Source organism: Streptomyces sp. NPDC059037, assembly GCF_042740015.1.
GTDB lineage: Bacteria > Actinomycetota > Actinomycetes > Streptomycetales > Streptomycetaceae > Streptomyces.
Genome location: NZ_JBHYIG010000317.1, coordinates 1 through 10,866, shown reverse-complemented (window position 1 = coordinate 10,866; position 10,866 = coordinate 1). Strand labels below are relative to the sequence as shown.

The window sequence follows — 10,866 nt, the reverse complement described above, 5'->3', positions numbered from 1 at the left end:
GGGGTTGCGCCCGGGGCCGCGCCCCGCCCGGCTGTGTGCGGGGCCCTTCCGGAAATGGGGCGGGTATCAGCCGAGGCGGCGCACCAGCTCGCGGTACTCGTCCCACAGCTCCTTGGGCGTGTGGTCGCCGAAGGTGTTGAGGTGCTCGGGGACCAGGGCGGCCTCCTCGCGCCAGACCTCCTTGTCGACCGTGAGCAGGAACTCCAGGTCGGAGGCGGCCAGTTCGAGGCCATCGGTGTCCAGCGAGTCGACCGTCGGCAGGATGCCGATGGGGGTCTCGACGCCCTCGGCCCTGCCGTCGAGGCGGTCCACGATCCACTTCAGGACGCGGGAGTTCTCACCGAAGCCGGGCCACACGAACTTGCCGTCGGCGTTCTTGCGGAACCAGTTCACGTAGTAGATCTTGGGCAGCTTCGCCTGGTCCTTGTCGGCGCCGACCTTGACCCAGTGGTTCATGTAGTCGCCCATGTTGTAGCCGCAGAACGGCAGCATGGCGAACGGGTCGCGGCGCAGCTCGCCGACCTTGCCCTCGGCGGCGGCGGTCTTCTCGGACGCCACGTTCGCGCCGAGGAAGACACCGTGCTGCCAGTTGAAGGACTCGGTGACGAGGGGAACGGCGCTCGCGCGGCGGCCACCGAACAGAATCGCCGAGATCGGCACGCCCTTGGGGTCCTCCCACTCGGGCGCGATGATCGGGCACTGCGAGGCGGGGGTGGTGAAGCGCGCGTTCGGGTGCGCGGCCGGGACGCCCGACTCGGGGGTCCAGTCGTTGCCCTTCCAGTCGGTGAGGTGAGCCGGGGTCTCCTCGGTCATCCCCTCCCACCAGACGTCGCCGTCATCGGTCAGCGCGACGTTCGTGAAGACCGAGTTGCCCCACAGCGTCTTCATGGCGTTGGCGTTGGTGTGCTCGCCGGTGCCGGGCGCGACGCCGAAGAAGCCGGCCTCGGGGTTGATCGCGTACAGACGGCCGTCCTCGCCGAAGCGCATCCAGGCGATGTCGTCACCGATGGTCTCGACGGTCCAGCCGCGGACGGTCGGCTCCAGCATGGCGAGGTTCGTCTTGCCGCAGGCGGAGGGGAAGGCGGCCGCGACGTACTTGCTCTCGCCCTGCGGGGGCGTGAGCTTGAGGATCAGCATGTGCTCGGCGAGCCAGCCCTCGTCGCGGGCCATGACGGAGGCGATGCGCAGGGCGTAGCACTTCTTGCCGAGCAGGGCGTTGCCGCCGTAGCCCGAGCCGTACGACCAGATCTCGCGGTCCTCGGGGAAGTGCGAGATGTACTTGGTGGAGTTGCAGGGCCACGGCACGTCGGCCTCGCCCTCTTCGAGGGGCGCGCCCAGCGTGTGGACGGCCTTCACGAAGAAGCCGTCGGAACCGAGCTCGTCCAGGACCGGCTGGCCCATGCGGGTCATGGTGCGCATGGAGACGGCGACGTACGCGGAGTCGGTGATCTCGACGCCGATCGCGGACAGCGGCGAGCCGACCGGGCCCATGCAGAAGGGCACGACGTACATGGTGCGGCCGCGCATGGAGCCGCGGAAGACGCCCTTCTCCCCCGCGAAGATCTCCCGCATCTCGGCGGGGGCCTTCCAGTGGTTGGTCGGGCCCGCGTCCTCTTCCTTCTCGGAGCAGATGAAGGTGCGGTCCTCGACGCGCGCGACGTCGGTCGGGTCGGAGGCCGCGTAGTACGAGTTCGGGCGCTTGATCGGGTCGAGCTTCTTGAACGTGCCCTTGGCGACGAGCTCCTCGCACAGGCGCTCGTACTCGGCCTCGGAGCCGTCGCACCAGACCACACGGTCCGGCTGCGTCAGCTCGGCGATCTCGTTCACCCAGGAGACGAGCTCCTGGTGGTTGGTGGGAACGGTGTCCACGGAAAGGGGAGCCGCGATGTCGCGCGCCACGATTGCTCCTATATGAGGGGTTTTAGGTTTGTTGCCCCGTGGGGGCTGCGACCCGGACGCTTCACGTGTTGATCCCTCTGGCGCTCATCCGGTGCCGACCGCACTCATTTGATCATCCGACGCTTCCGCGCATATGTCCAGAGTGCCTCACACGTGAGCGGCGTGAGCATCGCCACTCACAGGGCAGGGCTTCCGTGCGCGGATCCGTCACTTGTACGCTCGGGTATCGCGGTGACCATCGCCACTTGTGGACATCGGGCCGCCCCGGTTGATGTGTAACTTACGGTTGCGTAGGTACGATGCCCGTCATGACCGCACCCGTCCCCGACGCGATCACGAACTCCCCGGCCACAAGCCCCGATTCGTCCGCGCTCGCCGCCCCGTCACTCCCGGCGAAGCCCAAGATGCGCGGCTGGCTGCACGCCGGCATGTTCCCCGCAGTGGTCGTCGCCGGCCTGGTGCTCACCGCCCTCGCGGACTCCACCCGCGGCCGGATCGCCTGCGGCATCTTCGCCCTGACCGCCTGCCTGCTCTTCGGAGTGAGCGCGCTCTACCACCGGGGCAACTGGGGCCCGCGGGCCGACGGCATCCTGCGCAGGCTCGACCACTCCAACATCTTCCTGATCATCGCGGGCACGTACACACCGCTGACGATGCTGCTGCTCCCCGAGGCGAAGGGGCAGTGGCTGCTCTGGGGCATCTGGGGCGCGGCCGTCGCGGGCATCGCCTTCCGGGTGTTCTGGGTCGGTGCCCCGCGCTGGCTCTACACGCCGTGCTACATCGCGATGGGCTGGGCCGCGGTCTTCTTCCTGCCGGACTTCATGCGCACGGGCGGCATCGCCGTGCTCGTCCTGGTGATCGTCGGCGGGCTGCTCTACAGCGCGGGCGGCGTCATCTACGGCATCAAGCGCCCCAACCCCTCGCCCCGCTTCTTCGGCTTCCACGAGGTCTTCCACTCGCTGACGCTGGCCGCGTTCGCGGTGCACTACGTGGGCATCTCGCTGGTGGCGTACCAGCACGGATAGCCCTAAGCCTGCCGCGGACCGGCAGGACCCCCGCCGCTGGAAGGGGGTCCCCCCTGCTCCTTAAGAGCTTGGGGGAGCTTGCCGCCCTGGTCGCGAGCATGCTGGTGCTCGGCTTCGACATGACGATCCTCAATGTCGCGCTGCCCACGATGGCCGGTCAGCTCGGCGCGAGCACCGGTGAGCAGCAGGGGGTACCTCCCACGCTTGAGGCAGTGGGGGAGGATGGCGGATGCGTACGTCGTCGTCTTCGCGGCCCTGATGCTTCCGGCCGGGTTGCTCGGCGACCGCTTCGGCCGCCCCATCGTCGGCGGCTGGCTGCTCGACCACTTCTGGTGGGGCTCGATCTTCCTGATCAACATCCCGATGGTGGCCATCGGGATCACCGCCTGCGCCTTCCTGCTCCCCGAGACCACCGACCCGGCCTCCCCCAAGGGTGGACGTCGTGTCGACCGCGCTCACCGCGGTCGGCCTCGGCGCGCTGATCTACGGGATCATCGAGGCGCCGGTCCGCGGCTGGGGCGACCCGCTGGTCGCCGCGCGGGGCGCCGAGCCCGTCGTGCGCCGCTTCGGGGCGCGGGCGGTGATCAGCGGCGGGCTCGTCGTCCTCGCGTTCGCCGCGATGCTCGGCAGCCGTACGACGGTCGACTCCGGCTACGGCTTCACCGCGCTGTGGCTGTCCATCGCCGGGGCTGGCTTCGGCTTCGCCGTCGTACCGGCCATGGACTCGGCGCTCGGTGCGCTGCCGGTCGAGCGCGCGGGCTCGGGCACCGGGCTCCTGATGACCGTGCGGCAGGTCGGCGGCGCGATCGGCATCGCGCTGCTCGGTTCGCTGCTGTCCGGTGTGTACGTCGACAGGCTCGACACCGGGTCGCTGCCGGCGGGGGGCGGCGGACACCGCGGGCGATTCGGTGGTGGCCGCCCACGCGATCGCCGACCGTCTCGGCCTTCCGGGGCTCGTCGAATCCGCCGACTCCGCGTACGTGACCGGAATGGGGGTCGTCCTGTGGGTCAGCGGCGTCGCCGCCCTGGTGACGGCGCTCCTGGTGGCCGCGCTGCTGCGGACCCCGGAGCCCGCAGCGGCCGCCGACATGGCCCCGCGGGCCGCGGATGCCGGACAATGAACGTCATGACGGCCGTACGCACCACCGCCTCCCGACACGCCGCCCAGCTGGGGCTCAGGGAGCGGAAGAAGCTCAAGACCCGCATCGCGATCCGTGAGGCGACGTACCGGCTGATCCGCGAGCAGGGGTACGAGGCGACGACGGTCGAGCAGATCGCGGACGCGGCGGAGGTCTCCCCCTCCACGGTCTTCCGCTACTTCCCCACCAAGGAGGACATCGTCCTCACCGACGAGTACGACCCGCTCCTGGAGGACGAACTGCGGGCCCGCCCCGCCGACGAGCCGATCGCGGAGTCGCTGCGGCATGTGCTGCGCGAGGCGGTCGGTCTCGGCTTCGCGGAGGAGCCGGAGGTGTCGCGGCTTCGCACCCGCCTGATGATCGAAGTCCCCGCGGTACGTTCCCGGATGCTGGAGAGCATGTCGGTCACCGGCCGCATGCTGTGCCGGGTGATCGCGGAGCGGACCGGGCGCGACGCGGACGATCTTGAGGTGCGGGTCTTCTCCATGGGCCTGATCGGGGCGCTGACGGAGGCGACGGCGTACTGGGCCGAGCACGGCCACCGCGACGACCTGGGTCAACTGGTGGACCGCACGCTGGACATGCTGTCGTACGGCTTCGCCGCGTCGGGCGCCGCGTCGGGCGCCGCCTCGGGCCGCGGAAAATCCCCCGAGGCGGACTGACCCGCCGTGCCATCCTGACCCCATGAACGGTCCGGAGATCCTTATCGACTTCGCCCCTGAACTGGGGATGTTCGTCCCGCACGAGCGAAGGAACGGCCCCAGCAAGGCCGTTACCGACGGCGCGTCCACGCTCGGGCACGTCGTCGAATCGCTCGGCGTCCCGCTGACGGAGGTGGGCGCGCTGATGGTGGACGGTGCGGAGGTACCCGCCTCGCACATCCCCGCTGCGGGCGAGACGGTCTCGGTCCGCGCCGTCCCGCGCCCCCAACCCGTCCCCGGGGCCCCGCTGCGCTTCCTCCTCGACGTCCATCTCGGCACGCTGGCGCGGCGGTTGCGGCTGCTCGGCGTCGACGCGGCGTACGAGAGCACGGACATCGGCGATCCGGCGCTTGCCGCGCGGTCCGCCGCCGAGCGCCGCGTCCTGCTGAGCCGCGACCGGGGCCTGCTGCGCCGCCGCGAGCTGTGGGCGGGGGCGTACGTCTACAGCGACGGTCCGGACGAACAACTCCGGGACGTCCTGGGCCGGTTCGCCCCCGCGCTGCACCCGTGGACGCGGTGCACGGCGTGCAATGGCTCGCTGCGGGCGGCCTCGAAGGAGGAGGTCGCGGATCTCCTGGAGGGCGGCACTCGGGGGACGTACGACGTCTTCGCCCAGTGCGTGGAGTGCGACCGGGTGTACTGGCGGGGCGCCCACCACGACCGCCTGGAGCGGATCGTGGCGGGGGCGCTGGCGGAGTTCGCCCCCGGCGGTCAGGCGGACGCGAACTAGACCGCCGCTTCGCGGCGAATTTTTTCCCGCCCACCCACCCGATCACCCGGCAGTCGCCCGCTCACCCTGCCTGCGGTCTTCACGCCCGGCCGCAGGCATTTCAGCCCGACAGCTTCGCCGCCAGTTGCTCCACGTCAGTGGTCGGCGCGTCGCAGACGAACCGTCGGCAGACGTACGCCGCCGGAAGCCCACCCACCAGGCCACGCCCCGCAAGCAGCGGAAGCTCCGAGCCCTCGGCGGGGCCCGCCGCCACCACCGCCCCCGGCGCGGCCCCCAGCAGCGCGGTGCGGTGCAGCTCGCCCCCCACCGGGCCCACCACCGCCACCTCCCGCGGCCCGTCAAGCACTGCCTCGGCCACCGCGAGGCCATGCCCGATGAACCGCGGGGCCCGCGGCCCGAGCCCCTTCACCACCCCCAGCGCCCGCTCCGCCGCCGCCCGATGCGGCTCCGCCCTGGTCTGCGCCGCGTACGAAAGGAGCGCACCGGCAGCCGCCGTCCACCCGGACGGCACCGCGTTGTCCGTGGGGTCCTGCGGCCGCCGGATCAGCCGCTCCGCGTCCACCGCCGTGTCGTACAGCGTCCCCGAATCCGGGTCGAAGAACTGGCCGAGCACGTGGTCGAGCAGGAAGCCCGCGAACTCCAGCCACACCCCCTCCCCCGTCACCGAGGCCAGCGCCAAGAACCCCTCGGCGACGTCCGCGTAGTCCTCCAGGACCCCCGCGTTGGCGCCCACGCGCCCGTCCTTGGAGGTACGGGAAAGCCGCGCCCGGTCGTCCATGTGCACCCGTACCAGCAGATCCCCGGCCGCCACCGCCGCCGCCACCAGGTCCGGCCGCTCGAAGTACGCGCCCACCTCGGCGAGCGCGGCGATCGCGAGCCCGTTCCAGGCGGCGACCACCTTGTCGTCACGGCCCGGCGCGGGCCGCTCGCCGCGCGCCGCGAGCAGCCGCTCCCGGATCGACGCGAGCCGCTCCGATTCGGCAAGTACCCCGTCGTCCTGCGGGAGTTGAAGGACGGACGCCCCCTCCTCGAAGGTCCCTTCCTCCGTCACCCCGAAATGCACCGCGGCGAGCTCCGCGTCCGCATCGCCGAGCACCTCGCGCAGCTGCTCCGGCGTCCATACGTAGTACGCGCCCTCGACATGCTTGCCCGTCACCGGGTCCTCGCTGTCCGCGTCCAGCGCCGACGCGAACCCGCCCTCGTTCGTGCGCAGTTCGCGCACCATGAAGTCGGCCGTCTCCAGGGCGACCCGCCGGGCGAGACCGGACCCCGTGGTCCGCCACAGGTGGGCGTACACACGGCACAGCAAGGCGTTGTCGTACAGCATCTTCTCGAAGTGGGGGACCACCCAGTCGCGGTCCACCGAGTAGCGGGCGAAACCGCCGCCCAGCTGGTCGTAGATGCCGCCGCGCGCCATCCGCTCGCAGGTGTCGGCGGCCATCTGCAGGGCGCCCTCCCCGCCCGTGCGGGCGTAGTGCCGCAGCAGGAACTCGACGACCATGGACGGCGGGAACTTCGGCGCGCCGCCGAAGCCGCCCCGCGTCGCGTCGTAGTCCCGCGTCAGACCGAGCAGCGCCTGGTTGAGCTCCTCCTCGCCGGGCAGCTCGTCGGCGCCGAACGCCAGCTGACGCTCCGAGAGGTCCCGCACGATCTTCCCCGCGACCTCGGCGACCTCGTCGCGCCGGTCCGCCCACGCCCGCCGGACGCCGTCGGCGACCTGCTGGAAGGACGGCATGCCGTGCCGCGGCTCGGGCGGGAAGTACGTACCGAAGTAGAACGGCTCGGCATCCGGCGTCAGGAAGACCGTCATGGGCCAGCCGCCCTGGCCCGTCGCGGCCTGGACCGCCTCCATGTAGACGGCGTCGATGTCGGGCCGCTCCTCGCGGTCGACCTTGATGTTCACGAAGTGCTCGTTCAGGAACGCGGCCGTGCCGGCGTCCTCGAAGGACTCGTGGGCCATGACGTGGCACCAGTGGCAGCTGCTGTAGCCGACGCTGAGCAGCACCGGAACGCCGCGCTCGCGCGCCTGCTCGAAGGCCGCGTCCGACCACGGCCACCAGTCGACCGGGTTGTCGGCGTGCTGGAGGAGGTAGGGGGACGTCTCATGGGCCAGTCGGTTCGGCATGGCTCCATCCTCGCTCACGCGGGCCCCCGATCCGGGGACTGGCCCACGTGATCCCTCCTGTGATCCCCTACGTGATCCGCCGACTCCCTCGCGCCGGGCCCCCGTACGCAGGACACTTGTGACTCCAGGCGACTGTTGCTCTCGGAGGGGGACCCATATGCGGGACAGCCATCGGGCCGAAGCCGAGCGGCTGTTGGTACGGGCGGTGGAGGAAGAGGTGCGGCGCTCCGGCGGCCGTACCGACGGGGCCGTGCTGCTTTCGCGGGCGCGCGGCGCGCTCGACGCCATGGAGCAGACCGCGGCCGAGGAGTACGAGACGTACACACAGGCCGTCGACGAGGCGGCGGCCGGACAGCTCTCCTTCGGGCAGCGGTACGCCAAGGAGGGGGCCGGAACTCCCTTGCTGGTGGCGGTGGTTGCCGCCGTGGGGGCCTGTGTGGCCGACCTCGCGCTCGGCACCGGAGCCTCCACCGCGCTGGGCGCGGGCGCCGCCGTCGCCGTGGTCGGCGCCGCGACGACCGTCGTGAAGGTGACCGCCGCCCATGTGCCCGCGGCCAGCCGCCGCGCCGGGGCGATCAGCCAGCCGGGCGGGGCCGAGCAGCTGCGGCTGCAGTGGCTGACGGCCCTGGAGGTGCGGGGCATCCGGCCCTTCCTCGACCAGCAGCGGGTGCTCCAGGCCTCGTCCGGCAAGCAGAAGGCGGCGCCCCGGCTGCGGGGCACCGACAAGAGCGCGGCGGCCCGGCAGCGTACCGCTCTTGAGCAGTCGTTCGGTCAACTGCCCGAGCTGGAAGGGCCGTTGGCGGGTCGGCGGGCCGAGCTCGCGCGGGTCGCGCAGTGGGTGCACGCGGCGCGGGCGAGCACCCAGACGCGGCCGACCGTGGTCGTGCTGCACGGTGCGCCCGGCTCCGGGCGCTCCTCGCTCGCGGTGCGTGCCGCGCACGATCTGCGGGACCAGTTCCGCGGCGCCTGTGTCGTGGACCTGCGGGGCGAAAGCTCACAGCCGCTGTCCACGCGTGACGCGCTGCTGCACCTGCTGAATCGATTGGGCGCCCCGCGCGAGCAGTTGCTGTTCAGGGAGCGTTCGTCGCAGGAGCAGCAGGTCAGGCGGCTGAGCGAGCTCTACCACCAGTACTTGACCGGGCTCGCCGTCACCGTCGTACTGGATGACGCGAGCGACGTCGAGCAGGTGTGCACGCTGGTGCCCGAGCGGTCCGACAGCCTGGTCCTCGTCACCGCCCGCAAGCCTCTCGAACTCCCCGCCGATCTGCCCGCCTGGGTGCATCAGCTGCCGGTGGAGCCGCTCGACCCGGCGGGCGCGGACGAGCTGCTTCGCGAGGCCGCCGAGGACTCTTCAGATCCGTACGACGCTGAATCCGGGGACGCCATAAGGGACTTGTGCGGCGGCCTGCCGCTCGCCCTGCGCGTCGCCGGGTCCTCGATCGGATCGCGTACGCCGCGTCAGCTCGCCGCCGACCTCGCCGCGTACGGCCCCGTGGAGCCTGTCGAGCGCGTCCTGTGGCTGCGCTACACCGACCAGTCCGAGTCCGCCCGCCGCCTCCTGCGCAGGCTCGCGCTGGCCGGTCGGGCCTCCCTGGGGGCGGCCGCCGCGGCCGCCCTGCTCGGCTGGGATCAAAAGGGGCCCGACGGGCCTTCGAACAGGGGTGGTGGCGGGCCACGGGCGGGCGAGCAGGAGGCGGCCCGTCAGCTGACCGCGCTCTCCCGCGCCGGACTCGTCGACCACGTCCGCGGCAGCCGCTACCGCCTGCACGATCTCGTCCGCGCCTTCGCGCTCGCCCGGCTGATCGACGAAGAGGAGCCCGGCGAGCGCACGGCCGCGCAGGAACGTCTCATCGTCAGCTACAGCGAACTCGCCGGTTCGGTGATCCGCCTGGTCGACGGCAAGATGTCGACGCGGGCCGGCCAGTTCGACGGGCACGGCTTCGCCTCCCTCGACGCCGCCCTGCGCTGGCTGGACGACGAGTCGAGCTTCATCACCGCCGCCCTGCGGCACGCGGAGGGCGTGAACCAGGAGGCGGTGCTCAACCTCCTGGGCGCGCTGTGCGACTACTGCCTGCTGCGCGGCGACCTCTACCGCCTGGGCGAGATCAGCGAGCTCACCCAGGCCGTCGACCAGGGTCTTCTCGTACGGAGCGTGCGCTGGCGCACGGGCATCGCGTCCCGGCAGCTGGGCGAGCTCGACCAGGCGCGCACGACCCTGACGTCGGTCGTGGACCTGTACATGGAGGCCCACCAGGACGCGGGCGCCGCCCTCGCCCTCTGCTCCCTCGGCATCACGCTGCACCACCAGGGCCAGCTGGCGGACGCGGCGGCGCGGCTGCGCGAGGCGCTTGAGCTGCAGGGCGCGGACGAACTCGCGGGCGACCGGGCCTGGACGATGCACGCGCTCGCGGCGGTCGAGCGTGACCGCGCCAATCTCAACCAGGCCCTCGGCCTCCTGGAGTCCTCGCTCGCCCTGCACCGCGCGAACGACTCCCTGCACGGCGAGGCGTGGGCGCACTTCCAGCTGGGCCAGCTGTGCCTGCGCATGGGCGACGTGCCGCGCGCCGAGGAGCAGCTGCGGGGCGCCCTCGATCTGTACGGGCGCACGCGCGACGGCCGCGGCGAGGCCTGGGCGCTGACGCAGCTCGCGCGGGCCCGTCTGGTCGACGGCGACGCGTCGGCCGCGGTCGACGGCCTGCGGCAGGCGGTCTCCCGGCACCGCGACAACGAGGACGCGCGCGGCGAGGCGTGGAGCGCGTACTACCTGGGGCAGGCTCTGGAGGAGGCGGGCAGCCTGGACCAGGCGGTGCGGGAGCTGGAGCGCTCCCGGACGATGTTCTCCCGGATGCGGGACGTGTACGGCCTGGCGTGCGCGCGGCACCACTCGGCGCGCGTGACCCGCGACCAGCGGGCCGCCCAGACGGGCTCGCTGCGCAACTCCGGTTTCGCCCGCCAGCTCCTGGTGGACGCCCGCGCCGACTTCCAGCGGATCGGCGTCGCGCACGGCGAGGCCTGGACGTGCCTGGAGCTCGCGGTCGTCGACGCGGGCAACGCGCGGGGGCAGCAGGCGCTCGCGCTGTGCGACGAGGCGGCGGCCCTGTTCACCTCGTACGGCGACCGCAGGGGCGAGGACTGGGCCCGCTTCCTGCGCTGCACCCTGCTGCCGTACGCGTCACCCGGCGGCTGGGAGATCGGCACGGCGGTCGCCCAGGAGGAACTCAGCCAGCTGTCGCGCCCGCGACAAACA

At 72.1% G+C, this 10,866-nt stretch carries 6 protein-coding genes and 1 pseudogene; 5 read left to right on the top strand and 2 right to left on the bottom strand.

The genetic code is table 11. The features are described 5' to 3' along the window. Nucleotides 1-66: 66 nt before the first annotated feature. Nucleotides 67-1,899, bottom strand: coding sequence for a phosphoenolpyruvate carboxykinase (GTP) (locus ACFWY6_RS39445; protein WP_384700913.1), 1,833 nt, complete (start codon nt 1,897-1,899; stop codon nt 67-69). Nucleotides 1,900-2,207: 308 nt separating this feature from the next. Between ACFWY6_RS39445 and ACFWY6_RS39440 the strand changes: the two genes are divergently transcribed. The 4 genes and pseudogenes from ACFWY6_RS39440 to ACFWY6_RS39425 all read left to right on the top strand — a co-directional run bounded on the left by ACFWY6_RS39440 (nt 2,208) and on the right by ACFWY6_RS39425 (nt 5,494). Next, nucleotides 2,208-2,924 (top strand): hemolysin III family protein, encoded by a 717-nt coding sequence (locus ACFWY6_RS39440; RefSeq protein ID WP_384700910.1) that lies wholly within the window; start codon nt 2,208-2,210, stop codon nt 2,922-2,924. 98 nt (nt 2,925-3,022) lie between these two features. Continuing rightward, a pseudogene (locus ACFWY6_RS39435) lies at nt 3,023-4,045 on the top strand (hypothetical protein). Continuing rightward, nucleotides 4,042-4,725, top strand: coding sequence for a TetR/AcrR family transcriptional regulator (locus tag ACFWY6_RS39430; protein WP_384700908.1), 684 nt, complete (start codon nt 4,042-4,044; stop codon nt 4,723-4,725). The pseudogene ACFWY6_RS39435 and the gene ACFWY6_RS39430 overlap by 4 nt, the downstream one beginning before the upstream one ends. Nucleotides 4,726-4,747: 22 nt before the next feature. Continuing rightward, nucleotides 4,748-5,494, top strand: a complete 747-nt coding sequence (locus ACFWY6_RS39425) for a Mut7-C RNAse domain-containing protein (protein ID WP_384700905.1) — start codon at nt 4,748-4,750, stop codon at nt 5,492-5,494. Between the two features lie 100 nt (nt 5,495-5,594). On the opposite strand, the gene ACFWY6_RS39420 is transcribed toward ACFWY6_RS39425, so the two are convergent. Then, entirely contained in the window at nt 5,595-7,619 is a 2,025-nt protein-coding gene (locus tag ACFWY6_RS39420) for a thioredoxin domain-containing protein (protein ID WP_384700902.1), read from the bottom strand. A 157-nt stretch (nt 7,620-7,776) separates the two neighbouring features. On the opposite strand from ACFWY6_RS39420, the gene ACFWY6_RS39415 reads away from it, so the two are divergent. Continuing rightward, nucleotides 7,777-10,866 (top strand): tetratricopeptide repeat protein (locus tag ACFWY6_RS39415; RefSeq protein WP_384700899.1); only part of this gene is annotated, 3,090 nt, incomplete at its 3' end.